Genomic DNA, 15,656 nt, shown 5'->3' with positions numbered 1-15,656 from the left:
TGGCCGAAGTACAGCCCCGAAAAGGGGTGAAGCTTCATGCTTTGGGTGGTGCCCTGCGGTCGCCATGCGAACCAGCCCGGCGATCACCATGCGCGGATGACCTGAACTAGTCGGCACTGTTCCGCGGGACAACCACAATACCGCCGCGTCCTCTCACCATGCGAGGCGAGTATTGGCAGGCGCAAGACTGCGGCTGTTTATCGGGCTCATGCTTTCCCCCGGGCGGCTTCTCGTCCAGGCCGTGACCAGAAGCCAATTATATCGAAAGAATGCAGACATGAGAATGTTGCGATTCGTCTTGGTGGTCCTCCTCTCGGGAATCGTCCTGGTCGGCGCCGGCTGCGGCAATTCCGACCAGATGGATGGTCAACTGGTGACCCCGACCGAGGATGTGGTCAAGTCGCGAGCCGCCATCGAAAAGGCGGTTCAGGAGCGGCCGAACATGTACGCCCCGTCGAAGGGCGAGCAGGCCAAGCGCCGGTGAGGCGGGCGAGGCAGGAAGCATCTGACTTCGATCGGTCCTTTATTCAAGGAATCATGAAATGATAACGAGGAATTTGCGGCGAGGGTTCACCCTGATCGAGCTGCTGGTGGTGATCGCCATCATCGCCGTCCTGATCGCCCTGCTCCTGCCCGCCGTCCAGTCGGCGAGGGAGGCGGCCCGGCGCTCGCAATGCATCAACAACTTGAAGCAGATTGGGCTGGCGATGCACAGTTACCACGGCGCCACCAACTCATTCCCGATGGGCTCGTCACGCGCCCCCATCGCGACCAACCCCCGGGAAAACGCCTGGTGGGGCGACTGGAGTGCGCATGCGATGCTCCTACCCTACCTGGAGCAACAGCCCCTCTACAACGCCAGCAACTTCATGGTCACGGCCATGGGCCATTCGCCGGCCGGCGAGATGAACTCGACGGTCGTCGACACGAGGCTGGCGGGCTTCCTCTGCCCGTCCGACGGCAACGCCGGCCGCAGCTACACCAACAGCTACTACGCCAGTGCCGGCACGACCACCCACCGGTATCACGATGTCGACTTCACGGGCGTCTTCGGGCGGAACTACTGCTACGGCGTGCGCGACATCACCGACGGCTCGTCGAATACCATCGCCTTCTCCGAGGGGCTGATCGCGAGCAACACCGGGGGGCGGACTCGGGCCCACTCCGTGGTGGATGTCGCGGCTGTCAATGGCGACCAGATCCGACTCCAGTCGGATGTCTACTCGCTGGTGCCGATGGGTGGCGCCCCTCCGGGGCCGGTGGTCTCCAGCGCCCTTCAGTCCTGCGTGACTAGTCTCCGGGACCCTGGGAATGCCAACAACGTCAAGAATAACAAGGGAGAGCGTTGGGCCTGGGGCGAGACCGGCATGACCATGTTCCACACGATCGTCCCGCCGAACTCGACGCAGTACGCCTTCGCCTCGTGCCGGAATGACTGCGCCGGCTGCAGCCCGGATGCGTCGGTCTTCACCAACGCCCAGAGCAACCACTCCGGCGGGGTGAACATTTTGATGGCCGACGGTAGCGTCCGCTTCGCCAAGGATTCGATCTCCTGGGGCACCTGGTGGGCCCTGGGGACCAGGGCTAACGGCGAGGTGATCGGCGCCGACAGTTATTGAGCGACTGTTTCACAAGGGGCGTCGGTCGCACGTTGGGTAGGTGAACCGCAAATCCTGTCCCAGCGCCCTGACCGACGCCCCGTCGCGACCGATCGATTCGAAGAGGAGTCGGTAACCAGCCGACCCACTACCTACTCAGTCCTCGTCCAAGCAAAGGATAGTGATTACCTGGCTCGGGTCGTCCCCCGGCCCACACACCGCACGCATCTTGACCAGGGGCGGGGCACCCGGCCTGTTGCTGTTCCTCACGTGCAACGAGAAGAAGACCGTATCGTCGTCCAGCCCCTCCCGCTTAGCACTACTCCGTTAGAGGGCACGAACGATCGGCTCGGGCGGCTCGTAAGAGGCGTATGAACCGCACCTACACCCCCGACCTCGCACCCGCCGTCCTCGACCGCCTGGCCGCCTATGCCGGGCGCTTCCGCCGCCACTTCAAGCACCCCAAGCAGGCCACCTATTGCTCGGCTTACCTCCAGGGCCTCCTCCTCGATGGCGAGCGCAAGAGCATCGAGCCCATGACCCGGCGGGTCCACCTCCCCAACGGCGTCAAGGTCGCCGACCTCGACCAGGCCCTCCAGCAGTTCCTGGGGCAGAGCCACTGGGACGACAGGGCCGTCATGCGGGCTTACCGCTCGGCCATGACCGAGGCCTTCGGCTCGCCCGCCGGCATCTTCGTCGTCGATGACACCGGCCTGCCCAAGCGGGGCGAGCACTCCGTCGGCGTGGCGCATCAGTACTGCGGCGCCCTGGGCAAGAAGGCCGACTGCCAGCTCGCCGCCTCGCTGCACTATGTCGGCCCTCAGGGGCACTCCCCGCTGGCCATGCGGCTCGACCTGCCCAAGAAGTGGGCCGAGGACTCGGAGCGACTGGAGAAGGCCGGCGTCCCGGTGGACCAGCGGCGGATGCTCACCAAGGGGCGGATCGCCCTGGAACTGCTCGACCAGATGAAGTCCGAAGGCATCGCCGGTCGGTTGGTCCTGGCCGATGCGGGTTACGGCGTGGCCGAGGTGTTCCGAGACGGCCTGGACCAGCGGGGCCTGCGCTATCTCGTCGGCGTCACCGGCGAGATGCCGGCCTTCCAGGATGAGCCGACGTGGGACGACCCGTCGCCACGGCGGGCGGGTCGCAACGGTCGCCCGCCGAGCCGCAGCAAGCTCGCCGAGGCATCGGCTCGCCCCGTGACACCGACCGCCCTGGCGGCCAAGCTGCCCCGATGTAAGGTGAGTTGGCGGGAGGGGGTCAAGGAGCGGCTGACGGGTCGATTCACCTGGGTGCGAGTCTGGCGGGCGGGCGGCTGGGAGAAGGGGGAGCGCCGGGGCAAGAAGCCGGTGTGGCTTCTGGTCGAGGAGCAGGCCGACGGGTCGATCCAATTCGCCCTCTCGAACTTGCCGCCTCGGACGAGCCGGATCAAGGCGGTGCGGTTATGGAGGAACCGCTGGAAGGTTGAGCAGGGCTACCAGCAGATGAAGGAGGAACTCGGGCTGGACCACCATGTGGGGCGGTCGTGGCGGGGCTTCCACCACCATGTATGCCTGGTGATGCCGGCCTTCGGCTTCCTGGCCCTGGAACGAGATCGAGAGGAGCGTGACTCGGCGATGCCGGGTAAAAAGGGGGGCACCGCCCGGTGATCACGCTGCCGGCGATCCGTCAGGCGTTGCAACGACTGCTGGCGCCGCTGTGCCTGCTCGACTGCCCCTACTGCAAGGGCCGATTTTACGCCCTCCAAACCATCCTAACGGAGTAGTATTAAAATCGATCGATTCATCATTCCCCGATATGAACGTCGTGAAGGTTCGCCGACGCCGCGCCCCGCGCCATCCGCCGCGCGGAGCCGAACCCGCCCGCTTGCCCCGGCCCCCGGCCGCTGGGATCATGGGGCCATGACCCGCCCCGCGCGCGACGCCCGGGGGGGGATGTGACGGAAAACCGGCCCATGTCGACGCCCGACGCCACCTCGCCCGCCCCGACCGAAGGCCTGATCCTGGCCCGGCTCCTGCTCGCCGGCGCGAAGGGGGCGAAAGCCGCGGACCTGCGCAAGGACCTGGAGCCGATCCTCGGCCGTCGATGGCCGGCCATCGAGCTGGCCGCGGTCGTCGATCGCGCGCTGATCAAGCTCGCCGCCGGCGGCCTGGCCGTCCAGACGCCGGGCAAGACGAAGCGCGCGCCGGCGACCTTCGCGACGACCGACGAGGGCCGCCGCGCCGCGCTGGCGTTCCTGGGCGTCGCGAGGCTGCCCGACAGGCCCAAGCCGACCTGGGCGGGCGTCAAGAAGTCGCTCCTGACGGCGAAGGCGCTGGGGCTGGACGCGACCGCGGCCGTCGCCAGGGACGACGTCCTCCGCGCCGTGCTGCTGGATCGCCAGGCCGGCCTGGGGCTGGGGGGCTCGCCCACCCTGAAGCAGGCCAGGGAGGCCTGGACGCGCAAGCACCTGGGCATGGACCCGAGGGAGAAGGTCACTCTGGAGACGGTCCAGGCGGCCCTCTTCCGCCGCGCCCTGACCGCCCCGCCGACGCCCCCCCCGCCCTCCAAGGGGGCCCTCGACCGGCTGCTCGCCGAGCGCCTGGGCGCGGCCGGCGCGGCCTTCAAGGACCTTCGCGACGAGGTCCTCCGCCGCTGGGCCGAGGGGGGCTCGTCCGCGACCGAGGCCGCCGACGCCCCGCCCGCCCCCGCGCTCGACCTGGCCGCGTTCGCCCGCCGGGTCCGCGAGGCGGCGAAAGGGTGCAAGACGGGCCGGCACGGCGACGACAAGGTGTTCGTCGTCCACGTCTGGAGGTCGCTCCAGGGCGACCAGGCGTTCCGCGGCGGCGACTTCGCGCTGTTCAAGAAGCGGCTCGCCGAGGCCAACAACGCGCGGCTGCTGAGCCTCTCCCGCGCCGACCTCGTCCAGGCCATGAACCCGGAGGACGTCCTGCTCTCGGAGGTCCCCTACATGAGCACGTGCTTCCATTTCGTGCGCGACGAGCCGGGACGGGAAGGCCCGCCATGACGACCGATTTCGACCGCCGCGTCGCCGGCTTCTGCTCGCCGACCGCACCCGACCCGTTCCACGCGGTCGCCTCGGCGACGGACGTCTGGCGTCCCGACCCGTTCGACGTCGAGACCATCCACGGCCGCGTCCGGGCCTGGTTCGACCGCGCGGTCGAGCGGGCTCGCGACGTCTCGGGGCCCTCGACGGGCCGCCTGCTGCTGCTCCTAGGCGAGTCCGGCAGCGGCAAGACGCACCTGATGCGCGCCTTCCGCAGCCGGGTCCACGGCGCGGGCCGTGGCTACTGCGCGTACATGCAGATGACCTCGTACACCGGCGACTACGCCCGCTATGCGCTCAACAACGTCATCGACTCGCTCGACCGCCCGTACTTCGAGGGACGCGACCCCGAGTCGGCCCTGCGGCGGCTCTCCGACCGCCTGGTCGACCTGCTGGGCGACGCCCGCCGCGAGGCCGTCGAGCGGCTCCGCGAGGGGGGGCTCGGCCAGGCCGCCGTCGACGTGATCGTCGCCGAGACGGCCGACGACCTCATCCGCGACGAACGTCTGGCCCGGGTCGACGTCTACCTGATCCAGGCCCTCCTGTACCTGCAGGCGGGCGACCCGGCCATCCACGCGCGGCTGGTGAAATACCTGCGCTGCGAGGACCTGAACGACCGCGACCGTCGCTACCTTGGGGACGTCGACCCGAACACCTACGCCGACGCCCCTTCGCGGATGATCGCCCGGATCGGCGGGCTGATCCACGCCGTCGAGCGCGCCCCGCTGGTGATCTGCTTGGACCAGCTCGAAGACGTCTTCGACCTGGACCAGGCGGCGGCGAAGTTCCGCCGGGCGATGGCCACGCTCTGCGACCTGCTGAGCCGCGTCCCCTCGGCGATCGTCGTCGTCTCCTGCCTGGAGAACTTCTACGACGAGCTGAAGCCGATGCTCACGCGCTCGACCCGCGACCGCGTCGAGAACGACCCCCGCCCCGCTGTGCTGGAGACCCCCTGCGGCCCGGAAGACGTCCGCGCCCTGATCGCGCGGCGGCTCGAATCCCTGTTCCGGTCGGGCGGCGTCGATCCCGACCCCGACGAGCCGACCGCGCCGGTCCCCGAGGCGCTCGTCTCGGCCCTGGTCGGCCTCCGCGCCAGGGACGTGCTCCAGGAGTGCCAGGCGTACCGCGAGCGCTGCGTCGAGGAAGGGAAGATGGCCGTGTACCCTCGTGACGACGCGGCGCGGGCACCCCGCCCGGGCCCGACCGACGAGGCTCAGCGGGCCCTGATCGAGATCGAGCAGGCCTGGAACGACTTCCGCTCCGCCCAGGTCGAGCCCGTGCCGACCGAGGAGCCCGAGCTGGCCCAGGCCCTGACGTGGGCGCTCCGCGACGCGAGCGACGAGGCCGGCGACGCCCCCGATGCGGTCCGCGTCCAGGTCGACGGCCGGTTCGTGACGTTCGAGGGCCCCCGCGCCCGATTTGTCGCCGGCCTCTGCAACCGGGCGGCCCAGGGAGGCTGGCTCGGCAAGCAGATCGATGAGCTGGAAGGTCGCGCCGCGGCGCTCGGCTGGCGCGCCGTCGCGGTCCGTTCGACGCCCTTCCCGCCCCGTCACGGCAAGACCCAGGTCGCTGCGACCCTCGCCGAGTTCGAATCCCAGCGCGGCCGCTGCGTCGTCGTCGAGGATTCCGCCTGGCGCGCCATCGCCGCGTTCGCCGCCTTCCGCGACCGCCGCGGCGCCGCCCCGGTCTTCGAAGCCTGGCGCCGGCGCAACCGCCCCTTGACCGGCCTGGATTCGCTGCGAACGATGCTGGATCAGGACGCGCCCTAGGTAGGATCAAGACGATCGGGACCGCCATGCTCAATCACACCCGCGCGCTCGACGCCCCTTTCTCCCGTCGCGACGTCCTCGGCGTGCTGGCGGCCGCGATTAGTGGCCCGCGGGCCCTGTCCGCCGGCCGCGAGGCGGGCCGGCCTTGGGAGCTTTTCACGTTCTCGGCCGACGTCACTCCGCCGATCGGGCACCCTTGCATGGGGGGCGGCATCGCGGCGGTCAAGGGCGTCGCCGACCCGCTGGAGGCGATCGGGCTCGTCCTCCGCGGCGGCTCGCTGGAGAAGCCCGTCGTGCTGGTCGCGGTCGACTGGTGCGAGATCCGCAACGACGCCTACGATCGCTGGCGTGAGGCGATCGCCGAGGCCGCCGGCACCGATCCGCGCTGCGTCCTGCTCTCGGCCGTCCATCAGCACGACGCCCCCATCGCCGACCTGGAGGCCGAGCGGATCCTGGAGCGGCACGGCTGCGCGGGGCGGGTCTGCAACCTGGCCTTCCACTCGCTGGTCGTCGGCCGGGTCGCGCGGGCCGTCGCCAAGGCCGTCGCGAAGCCGCCGCGGCGGGTGACGCACGTCGGCGTGGGCCGCGCGAAGGCCGAGCGGGTGGCGTCGAGCCGACGCTACGTCCGCCCCGACGGGACGGTCGTCCACGACCGCACGAGCGCATCGAAGGACCCTCGGGCGCGCGAGGCCGACGAGGGGCTCATCGACCCGTTCGTCACCGTCGTCGGCTTCTGGGAAGGCGACGAGCCGCTGGCGGCCTTCAACCACTTCGCCATCCACCCGATGAGCTACTACGGCAAGGGCGAGGTTTCGGCCGATTTCGTCGGCATGGCCCGCCGCGCCCGCCAGAAGGCCCTGCCCGGCGTGGTGCAGGTCTACGCGTCGGGCTGCGGCGGCGACGTCACGGCGGGCAAGTACAACGACGGCGATCCCGCCCGCCGGCCTGAACTCGCCGCCCGCCTCGAAGACGCCATGGCCCGCGCCTGGGACGCCGCCCGCCGCGAGCCCCTCGAACACGCCGCGCTCCGGATCGAGCCCCTGAAGTTCACCGCTCGCGACGACGCCGGATTCACCGAGGCCGACCTGAACGCGCGACTGCTCGATCATGCGAAGCCGTTCGGCCAGTGCCTCGCCGCGATGGGCCTGAGCTGGCGCAAGCGCCTCGCCGACGGCCGCCCGATCGACCTCCCCGCGCTCGACCTCGGACCCGTCGTGCTGGTCCTCTGCCCCGGCGAGACCTACGTCGCCTACCAGCTCCTCGCCCAAAAGCTGCGGCCCGACAAGGTCGTCGTCGCGATCGGCTACGGCGACGCAGCCACCGGCTACATCCCCACCGCCGACCGCGTCGCCGAGGACGACTCCAACCTCCGCGACTGGTGCTGGGTCGGCCCCGACGCCGAGGCCGTGCTGACCAAGGGCCTCGAAGCGGCGCTCAAGCCCGGGGCCTGATCGATGGCCCGCTGCAGCCTTGAGGCGCGGCCGGGTCTCGAGTTTTCCGCCTTTGCGGCGGCGGGGACGCTCGTCGACGTCGTGATTCTGACGACCACGGAAACGTGATCTATGGTTCGTGAGGATGGTTCGCGGTGAGGCCGTTCCCGGACGTCGGAGTCCGCCGCGGGCCTCAGGGCCCGCAGGCGGCCGAGGCGGCTGAGCGCGGGTGATTTTCGATTGCGAACATGAAGCGAGGGCTGCTTCACGATGCGGTACAGTCGACCGAAGAAGACCTGCAAGCCGTCGATGGACGTCATGGAGCGACGACAGCTCCTCTCCGCCGCCCCGCTCGGCGCGATCTCGTGGCGAGACCTTCATGGTCTGGCGACGGAGGTCGACCGGGCGCAACGCGGCCCGATCCAGGCGCAGGGCTCGGTCGCCCGGCCGCGGGCCCCGCTCGGTCATGGGCATCTCCGGTCGTCGCGACCGGGATCGGGCGTCGGCGCGGGGAGCATCGAGCAGCAGGCCGACATCGCCAATGCGATCCTGCGGATCGCGGATCCCGTTCTCCAGGATCTCGCGAAATCCCGGCCCGGGGCCGACGCCGCCGTCACCCAGGTGCGGCAGTCGCTGGCCCAGATCGTCGCGACGAGTCGGGCGCAGCCCTCCGCGGTCGTGTCGGCGGCGAGCGACGACGTGCTGGACACGCTCCTCGACACGTTCGGCCCGGGCGATCCGTTCGCCTCGCTCGGGGTCGTGTCGGCCGACGCGTTGAAGCCCGGCGACATCATCGTCCGCTGCACGCCGGGCCTGACGTCGCAGGGGATCGAGCTGGCGCACTGGTCGCGGTACAGCCACGTCGCGCTCTACATCGGCGACGGCCAGATCATCGACGCGGTGGGCGCCGGCGTCCATACGCGCAGCCTGGCCGACCTGCTGAGCGAGTCGAACCGCGTGGGCGTCCTGCGGGTGCCCGACCTGTCCGCGGCCCAGGCCCGCACGGCGATCCGCGCGGCCCAGGCCCAGGAGGGCGACGCCTACAACTTCGTGGGTCTCGCCGCCCTCGAGGCCCAGAAGCTGTCCGCCGTGATCGCCCACCTCTCCGAGGGGCTGCCGGGCGTCGTCGGCGTCCTGAGCCGGGCCGAACGGCTCCCTTCGAGCATCATCGACAACGGCACGTTCGCCTGCTCGCAGCTCGTGCGCTACGCCTTCATCAAGGCGGGCGTCACGCTGAGCCAGGCCAACGGCCTCGCGCCGGGGGACGTCGTCCGGCTGGGGATGGTGGGCGTCCTCGACGAAGTCGGCCGCCTGGAGATCCCCGCCCAGACCACGACCACGGCCGGCGCCTGGCTTCCCTGATCGCATCCATCGAACAGGCTGCCGGTCGTCGGCCTCAGAACCACCACCGGCCGGGGAACGTGCCGAAGCCCGGACGACGGTCATGGTGATGGTGGACTCCCGGGTGGCTGTAGAAGTCGAAGCCGCACCAGCAGAAACGAGGGCCGCGTCCCCGGCGGAAGTCGCCCGGGAACGGCCCGGAGTTGCGGGGGAAGCCCGGCCGGAAGCCGTCGTCGAAGTTCTTGAATCGGCCCGGGGGCCGGAATCCGCGGCGGTCGTCCGCCCGGGCGGGATGATGGTCGAACAGCCCGAGAATGGCGATCACCGCCAGGGTGGCCAGGAACCGTTTCGATCCGCGCATGGCAGCCTCTCCGTTCGTTCGTCAGAGGGGTAAACATCGGTTTCGCGGCTCGTTTCGGCCTTCGCGGCCGCGAGCCCCGTCCGTACTTACCTGTCTTCGGACGCTCGACGGAGACAACCCTGGGACGGATTCCCGGGCAGAAGCGGCCGTCTCCTCCGGGTTACTTCGCGAACTCGGCGTGGGGATGGGTCGTGTAGAAATGCAGGCCGCGCTTCGCGTCGAAGAAGCGATAGAGCGGCACGGCGCCCTCGGCCGGCGCGGAGAGGACGTGGAAGGCGACGCCCTCGGTGCGGTAGAGGCGGGGGCGGATGTGTTCGGACTTCGCGTCGGTCGTGTAGAGGTGGTCGATGCGGCCGCGGAGCAGCTCGACGGGGACGGCGCCCGGCGTCTCGGCGGCGGGGACGTAGCAGGCCACCCCTTCGGCGGTGAAGGCCCCGCCGACGTCGATCGTCTCCGAGAGCGTGTAGCGATGCCCGCCCGTCCGCACGTTCATCCAGCGGTGCAGCGGCAAGGCCCCCGGGCGCGGCTCGGCGTAGACGTATCCCAGTTGCCCCTGGCGGTCGAGCCGGGTCAGGTCGAAGCGGAGGACGACGAACTCGGGCGCGTAGTCGAGGCCGCAGAGGACGCCGTAGTCCTTGAACATGGCGGCGCGCTTCAGCAGCTCGGCGTTGAGCTTCTGGTTGACCGACTCGGCCTTGCCGTCGACGACCTGGGTGGCGATGGCGTCGAACTGCTTGCCCAGCAGCTTGGCCAGCAGGCCGGCGACGCCCTCCAGCTCGGTCCGCTTGACCTCGTCGACGTCGACCCGGAACTTGGGCGAGCCGTCGAGCCCGGCCTCGATGTTGACGCTCGCCTTGATCTCGAACCGGAACTTCCGCCAGCCGTCGACGTGGTCCTTGGCCCGCGCCGCGTTCTCGCCGATCGGCCCCGAAGCCGGCGGCCGATACTCCCCCTCGGCCGTGAACGCCGCCAGGAGCTTGCGCATCCTGGGGTCGATCCCCACGAGCCGGTACGAATGGACCGACCCGCGGTACTTCCCGTCCTGGTCGAATCGGTTCGGCGGCAGCTTCTCCACCACGCCGGCCAGGTAGCCCTTCTCCAGCTTGATCTCCGTCGCCGCCCGTGCGGGGACGGATGCGGCGACCGCGACCGCGAGCCCGATCAGAAGCCGATGGGGATTGCGCCTCATGCCCGCTCGATCCGAGGGTGGAAGATGGCCGCGACCCGACGTCCGCGGCGTTTTACCACCAAGCCCGGGATCCGGCCAGAGGAACCCGTCCCCTCGCCGGCCGCCGCGGATGGACGGGCCTACAACTCCATCTCCGCCCGGACGACGCCGTCGTCGATGTCGCGGGCGAGCCTGAAGCCGATCTTCTCGCAGACGCGGAGCATCTCGACGTTCTCGGGGAGGACGTCGCCCCGGACGCGGCCGACGTGCTCGTCGCGGCCGACCTGCAAAACCCGACGCAGCAGCTCGCTGCCCAGGCCGCGGCCCTGGAACTGGTCGCTGACGAGGAGGGCGAACTCGGCCTCGTCGGTGCCGCGGATCTTGCTCAATCGGCCGACGCCCAGCACCTTGCGCTCGCCCGTCTCGGGGTCCTTGCGGTCGGCCACCAGCGCCATCTCGCGGTCGTAGTCGATGAAGCAGATGCGCGTCAGGCGCTCGTGGGCGACGCGGGTGCTGTACTTCATCGCGTGGAAGTAGCGGAACGAGACGCTCCGCTCCGACAGCGTGGCGTGGAAGTCCACCAGCAGCGGCTCGTCCTCGGGGCGGATCGGGCGGATCGTCAGCGCCTCGCCCTTCTTCGAGGTCCACGGGAAGGTGTACTGCGAGGGATACGGCCGGATCGCCGTGCGCGGCAGGTCCTGGGCGTGGATCACGGGGCCGTGGACGATGATCCTGGCGTCGAGGACGATCAGGCGGTCGGGCGAGGCGAACAGCGGGTTGACGTCGATCTCCTTGATCCAGGGCTGCTCGACCACCAGGTCGCTGAACCGGACCAGCAGCCGCTCCAGCGCCGCCATGTCGACCGACGTCTGGCCGCGCACGCCCTTCAGGGCGGCGAAGATCCGGGTCTGCTCCATCATCCGCCGGGCCAGGGTCGTGTTCAGGGGCGGCAGGCCGAGCGCGCGGTCGCCCAGGACCTCGACGTGGCGGCCGCCGGCGCCGAAGAGGAGGACGGGGCCGAACTCGGGGTCGAGGCTGCTCCCCAGCAAGACCTCGACGCCCCCCTCGGGCTGCACCATGGGCTGGACGCCGACGCCCTGGAAGTGCCCGGGCCCGGCGTGGGCCTCGACCGACCTCTCGACGGCGCGGAAGGCGCCCCGGACGGCGTCGGCGTCGTAGAGGTTGAGCCGGACGCCGCCGACGTCGCTCTTGTGGGTGATGGTCGTCGAGTTCAGCTTGACCGCGACCGGCCAGCCGAAGCCCTCGGCCGCCGTCGCCGCCTCGTCGGCCGTCTGGACGACCGTCGTGGGGACGGTCGCCACGTCGTAGAGCGTCAAGATCCTCTTCGACTCGGCCTCGGTCAGGATCGTCCGCCCCTCGGCCCGGACGGCCGCCAGGATCGCCTCGGCCCGCTCGCGGGGGGAGTCGGCGGCCGCGTCGTCGGCGGGCCGCGTCGGGGTCTCGTAGAGGCCCTGCAGGTTGTAGGACGACCGCCACATGAGCGCGAAGACGCGGGCGGCGGCGTCGGGATGGGGGTAGGTGGGGACCCCGGCCTCGTTGAGGAGGGCCGTCCCCGGCTCGATCGACTCGCCCCCCATCCAGCAGGCGAGCACGGGCTTGCCGAAGACCTTCGCGTGCTTCCTCAGCCGGCCGGCGACGGCCGTGGGGTCGGTGACGGCCTGGGGGGTGAGGATCGTCAGCAGGCCGTCGACCGCGTCGTCGCCGGCGAGGACCTCCACCGCCTTGCCGAAGCGCTCGGCGTCGGCGTCGCTGAGGACGTCGACCGGGTTCTCGCGGCTCCAGCCCTCGGGGAGGAACAGGTCGAGGGCCCGGATGGCGTCCGGCGAGGGCTCGGCCAGCGCGCCGCCGTGCTCGACGAGGGCGTCGGTCGCCAGCACGCCCGGGCCGCCGGCGTTGGTGACGATCGCCAGCCTGGGCCCGCGGGGGCGGGGCTGCTTGGAGAGGACGTCGGCCATGTCGAAGACGTCGGCGATCGAGTCGACCCGCAGCACGCCCACGCGCCGGAAGGCGGCCTCCAGCACCTCGTCACTGCCGACGAGCGCCCCCGTGTGCGTCGCCGCCACCCGCGCCGCGGCGTCGGTCCGCCCGGCCTTCAGGACGATGATCGGCTTCGTCAGGGCCACCTCGCGCGAGGCCGACAGGAAGGCCCGCGCGTCGCCGATCGACTCCATGTAGAGCACGATGCTCTTGGTGTGCGGATCGTCGCCCAGGTAGTCGATCAGGTCGCCCCAGCCGACGTCGAGCATCGAGCCGACCGAGACGAACGCGCTGAAGCCCACGTTCTCCTTGCGGCTCCAGTCGAGCACGGCCATGTCGAGCGCGCCGCTCTGGCTGATGTAGCCGACGCTCCCCGCCCGCGGCGAGCGGGGGGCGAACGAGGCGTTCATGCCGCTGTGGGGCCGCATCACCCCCAGGCAGTTGGGGCCGATGATCCGCATCCGTCCCCGCCGCGCCCGCTCCAGGACCTCGTGCTCCAGACGGAGCCCGTCCGGCCCGACCTCGCGGAAGCCGGCCGAGATCACCACGGCCCCCTTCACGCCGGCGTCGACGCACTCCGAGATCAGCCCGGGGACCGTCGCCGCGGGGGTCGCCACGATGGCCAGGTCGACCGGGTCGGGCACCGAGGCGACGTCCTTGTACGCCTTGATCCCCAGCACGTTCCGGCGGTTGGGGTTGATGGGGAAGATCGTCGCGCCGAACGGGTTGCTGATCAGGTTCCAGAGCACCGCGCGGCCCGGGCTCCCCGCCTTCTCCGTCGCCCCCACCACCGCCACCGTGCGCGGCGCGAAGATCGCGTCCAGCGGCCGTCGCGCCTCCGGCTCGGCGTCGATCCGCCCTCCGCCCGAACGATTCATCCCGATGCCCCCCGGACGGCTGGTCCCCCACCTGCGCCTCATCGTAACGCGGCCCGCGGCGCTTCCATAGGCCGCTGCGGGGCGGGTCTCGGGATGCGCGCGAAACGACCCGCCGCGGGCGGGCCGCGACGGGTCGGTGTGGAGACGAGGGGAAACTCGCGGGGGCGTCCCGGCGATCAATAGGCGTCGGAGCTGATGATCTCGCCGCCGTTCTTGGTGCCGAGGGCCCACCAGATGTTCATGGCGACCGAGTTCTTGACGAACCGGGTGCTGCCGTCGCCGAAGAGGACGTTCACGCCGCCGGAGTGGTTGCTGTTGGCGTTCGTCAGGTGGGTGTGGTCCGCCGAGCCGACGCCGCAGGTGCCGCAGCCGAACCGGCAGGTCGACCAGGTGTACTGCGTCGAGTTGGGCGGGACGAGGGTGTTGAACAGCGTGAAGCCCTCGGTGCCCCAGGCCCAGTGGCCGCCGCGGTTGGAGGAGAGGCCGCCGCCCGACGTCGCGGTCTGGAAGGCCTGCGAGCACGTCTGCAGGACGCTTGAGAACGCGGCGCCCGGCGGCATCTCGCCCATCGCCAGCATGCCGCCGGCGTCCTGCGACTTCGTCGGGTCGGACCCGATGCTGCTCAGGCTGTCGACGTTGACGCCCGTGAGGAACGGCCGGGCGCGGTTGTCGTTCGCTCCGACCAGGCCCTCGCTGAAGGCGACCGTGTTGGACGTCCCGTCCGTGATGTCGGAGATGCCGTAGGTCGTCTGGTACGAGAAGACGCCGGTGCTCTTGGTGCCGCCGCAGTTCGGCGGCGCGTTCTGGCTGACCTGGTAGTCGGCGTCGAACGTCGTGCCCCGGCTGGCGTAGTAGCTGTTGTAGCCCGCCTTGCCCGCGTTGCCGTCGGAGGGGCACAGGAACGAGGCGATCTTGGTCGACCAGGAGGTCTGGTTGATGTCCCAGCCGACGCCCTGCAGCGGGTCGAGCTGGAAGTTGGCGGCGTTGTAGATCGCCGTCTGCTCCATCGACGTCAGCAGCAGCGAGTGGACGCTCCAACCGGACCAGGCGACGCAGGGGTTCGACCCGTTGAGCGTGTTGTACGAAGCCGCGACGCCCATCGGGAACGAATTGTTCGCCGAGTGGTAGTTGTGCATCGCCAGGCCGATCTGCTTCAGATTGTTGATGCACTGGGCGCGGCGGGCGGCCTCGCGGGCCGACTGCACGGCCGGGAGGAGGAGGGCGATCAAGACGGCGATGATGGCGATGACCACCAGCAGTTCGATCAGCGTGAAGCCACGCGCTTTCCTATCGGAACGTAGCATGAAGGAGACTCCTGAACGGAACCGGCCCGCAAGAGAGGCCGGGGGTGGGGAGGCGTCGACGCACCGCCGCGAAGGGCGGATCGATGATGACGAGGGCCGCGTCGGCCGGCCGTGGGTTTCCTTCCCTTCCGGCGTCCCCGTCCCCGCCCGGGGCCGGGAGCGTCGCGACGTCGGCCTCACCGCCGGGCGGTCGACCGCTTCGACGGCTTCTGCTTCTGATGCAGGGCCTGCGAATACTTGAGCGAATCCCTCAGGGATTCGCGCGGCGGCGTGTCGAACTGGGCCTGGGCGACGGCCCCCGAATCGCCGCACCCCGGCGCGGCCGTCAAGGCGCAGGCGGCGACCACCCAGGCGACGGCCGCCGTCGCCCAGCCCAGATATCCTCGTTTTCGCATGATCGACGGACCTTTCTCGGTATTCCTGCGGGTCGCTCCGACCCGGCGCGACGAACGACGAGAGGATCGATGACCCGACGAGGGGGCCGAGCCGGTCTCGGACCGGAATGCTCCGCGGCGACGACGTTGGGAACACGCCGGACGTCCGGTCGTCTCCCCGTCCCTGATCGGATCGGAGAAGACCACCGGCACGCCGAGGCCTCCGCTCGCACCGCGACGCGGGCTGAGCCGAGGAGCCTCGATGAAGGCGCGTCACGCCACCCACCCGCCCGCTCGCTGTCGAACGGGCCGCGGGCCCTCATCAGGGTCGATTCAAATCTCGCACTACTTATGAGTATAGGAGTCGATGGAACCCAGGCAAGTGCTCG

12 protein-coding genes are annotated in these 15,656 nt (G+C 70.4%); 7 read left to right on the top strand and 5 right to left on the bottom strand.

The window, feature by feature from the left end:
* Positions 1-277: 277 nt before the first annotated feature.
* From PZE19_RS27260 to PZE19_RS27230, 7 genes are all read left to right on the top strand, one after another.
* Positions 278-484: a hypothetical protein gene (locus tag PZE19_RS27260; protein ID WP_277863758.1), complete on the top strand. Its 207-nt coding sequence runs from the start codon at positions 278-280 to the stop codon at positions 482-484.
* Positions 485-542: 58 nt separating this feature from the next.
* Entirely contained in the window at positions 543-1,619 is a 1,077-nt protein-coding gene (locus tag PZE19_RS27255) for a DUF1559 family PulG-like putative transporter (RefSeq protein WP_277863757.1), read from the top strand.
* A 350-nt stretch (positions 1,620-1,969) separates the two neighbouring features.
* Positions 1,970-3,247 (top strand): IS701 family transposase, encoded by a 1,278-nt coding sequence (locus tag PZE19_RS27250; protein ID WP_277863756.1) that lies wholly within the window; start codon positions 1,970-1,972, stop codon positions 3,245-3,247.
* 305 nt (positions 3,248-3,552) lie between these two features.
* Positions 3,553-4,605 carry a hypothetical protein gene (locus PZE19_RS27245; RefSeq protein ID WP_277863755.1) on the top strand — a complete coding sequence of 351 codons (1,053 nt, stop codon included), beginning with the start codon at positions 3,553-3,555 and terminating at the stop codon, positions 4,603-4,605.
* Positions 4,602-6,413 (top strand): AAA family ATPase, encoded by a 1,812-nt coding sequence (locus PZE19_RS27240; RefSeq protein ID WP_277863754.1) that lies wholly within the window; start codon positions 4,602-4,604, stop codon positions 6,411-6,413. The genes PZE19_RS27245 and PZE19_RS27240 overlap by 4 nt, the downstream gene beginning before the upstream one ends.
* 26 nt (positions 6,414-6,439) lie before the next feature.
* Complete coding sequence (locus tag PZE19_RS27235; protein WP_277863753.1) at positions 6,440-7,864, top strand: hypothetical protein; 1,425 nt, start codon at positions 6,440-6,442, stop codon at positions 7,862-7,864.
* A gap of 249 nt (positions 7,865-8,113) precedes the next feature.
* Positions 8,114-9,205, top strand: a complete 1,092-nt coding sequence (locus tag PZE19_RS27230) for a YiiX/YebB-like N1pC/P60 family cysteine hydrolase (protein WP_277863752.1) — start codon at positions 8,114-8,116, stop codon at positions 9,203-9,205.
* Between the two features lie 34 nt (positions 9,206-9,239).
* Here the strand turns inward: PZE19_RS27230 and PZE19_RS27225 are convergent, their stop codons facing one another.
* The 5 genes from PZE19_RS27225 to PZE19_RS27205 all read right to left on the bottom strand — a co-directional run bounded on the left by PZE19_RS27225 (position 9,240) and on the right by PZE19_RS27205 (position 15,288).
* Positions 9,240-9,545 (bottom strand): hypothetical protein, encoded by a 306-nt coding sequence (locus PZE19_RS27225; protein ID WP_277863751.1) that lies wholly within the window; start codon positions 9,543-9,545, stop codon positions 9,240-9,242.
* Positions 9,546-9,705: 160 nt separating this feature from the next.
* Entirely contained in the window at positions 9,706-10,734 is a 1,029-nt protein-coding gene (locus tag PZE19_RS27220; protein ID WP_277863750.1) for a hypothetical protein, read from the bottom strand.
* 119 nt (positions 10,735-10,853) lie between these two features.
* Positions 10,854-13,589: a bifunctional acetate--CoA ligase family protein/GNAT family N-acetyltransferase gene (locus PZE19_RS27215; RefSeq protein ID WP_277863749.1), complete on the bottom strand. Its 2,736-nt coding sequence runs from the start codon at positions 13,587-13,589 to the stop codon at positions 10,854-10,856.
* Positions 13,590-13,765: 176 nt separating this feature from the next.
* Positions 13,766-14,893: a DUF1559 domain-containing protein gene (locus tag PZE19_RS27210; protein ID WP_277863748.1), complete on the bottom strand. Its 1,128-nt coding sequence runs from the start codon at positions 14,891-14,893 to the stop codon at positions 13,766-13,768.
* Positions 14,894-15,069: 176 nt separating this feature from the next.
* The gene (locus PZE19_RS27205; RefSeq protein ID WP_277863747.1) at positions 15,070-15,288 is read right to left on the bottom strand and encodes a hypothetical protein; all 219 of its coding nucleotides are present in this window, start codon (positions 15,286-15,288) and stop codon (positions 15,070-15,072) included.
* Positions 15,289-15,656: the final 368 nt, after the last annotated feature.

The organism is Paludisphaera mucosa (assembly GCF_029589435.1).
Lineage (GTDB): Bacteria > Planctomycetota > Planctomycetia > Isosphaerales > Isosphaeraceae > Paludisphaera > Paludisphaera mucosa.
Note: the sequence above shows the minus strand (reverse complement) of the source record. Positions and strands in the feature narration are given on the sequence as shown.

Excerpts from the sequence above, each read along its gene's own strand:
- PZE19_RS27260 (WP_277863758.1), top strand. The coding sequence starts at position 278 with ATGAGAATGTTGCGATTCGTCTTGGTGGTCCTCCTCTCGGGAATCGTC.
- PZE19_RS27255 (WP_277863757.1), top strand. The coding sequence starts at position 543 with ATGATAACGAGGAATTTGCGGCGAGGGTTCACCCTGATCGAGCTGCTG.
- PZE19_RS27250 (WP_277863756.1), top strand. The coding sequence starts at position 1,970 with ATGAACCGCACCTACACCCCCGACCTCGCACCCGCCGTCCTCGACCGC.
- PZE19_RS27245 (WP_277863755.1), top strand. The coding sequence starts at position 3,553 with ATGTCGACGCCCGACGCCACCTCGCCCGCCCCGACCGAAGGCCTGATC.
- PZE19_RS27240 (WP_277863754.1), top strand. The coding sequence starts at position 4,602 with ATGACGACCGATTTCGACCGCCGCGTCGCCGGCTTCTGCTCGCCGACC.
- PZE19_RS27235 (WP_277863753.1), top strand. The coding sequence starts at position 6,440 with ATGCTCAATCACACCCGCGCGCTCGACGCCCCTTTCTCCCGTCGCGAC.
- PZE19_RS27230 (WP_277863752.1), top strand. The coding sequence starts at position 8,114 with ATGCGGTACAGTCGACCGAAGAAGACCTGCAAGCCGTCGATGGACGTC.
- PZE19_RS27225 (WP_277863751.1), bottom strand. The coding sequence starts at position 9,545 with ATGCGCGGATCGAAACGGTTCCTGGCCACCCTGGCGGTGATCGCCATT.
- PZE19_RS27220 (WP_277863750.1), bottom strand. The coding sequence starts at position 10,734 with ATGAGGCGCAATCCCCATCGGCTTCTGATCGGGCTCGCGGTCGCGGTC.
- PZE19_RS27215 (WP_277863749.1), bottom strand. The coding sequence starts at position 13,589 with ATGAATCGTTCGGGCGGAGGGCGGATCGACGCCGAGCCGGAGGCGCGA.
- PZE19_RS27210 (WP_277863748.1), bottom strand. The coding sequence starts at position 14,893 with ATGCTACGTTCCGATAGGAAAGCGCGTGGCTTCACGCTGATCGAACTG.
- PZE19_RS27205 (WP_277863747.1), bottom strand. The coding sequence starts at position 15,288 with ATGCGAAAACGAGGATATCTGGGCTGGGCGACGGCGGCCGTCGCCTGG.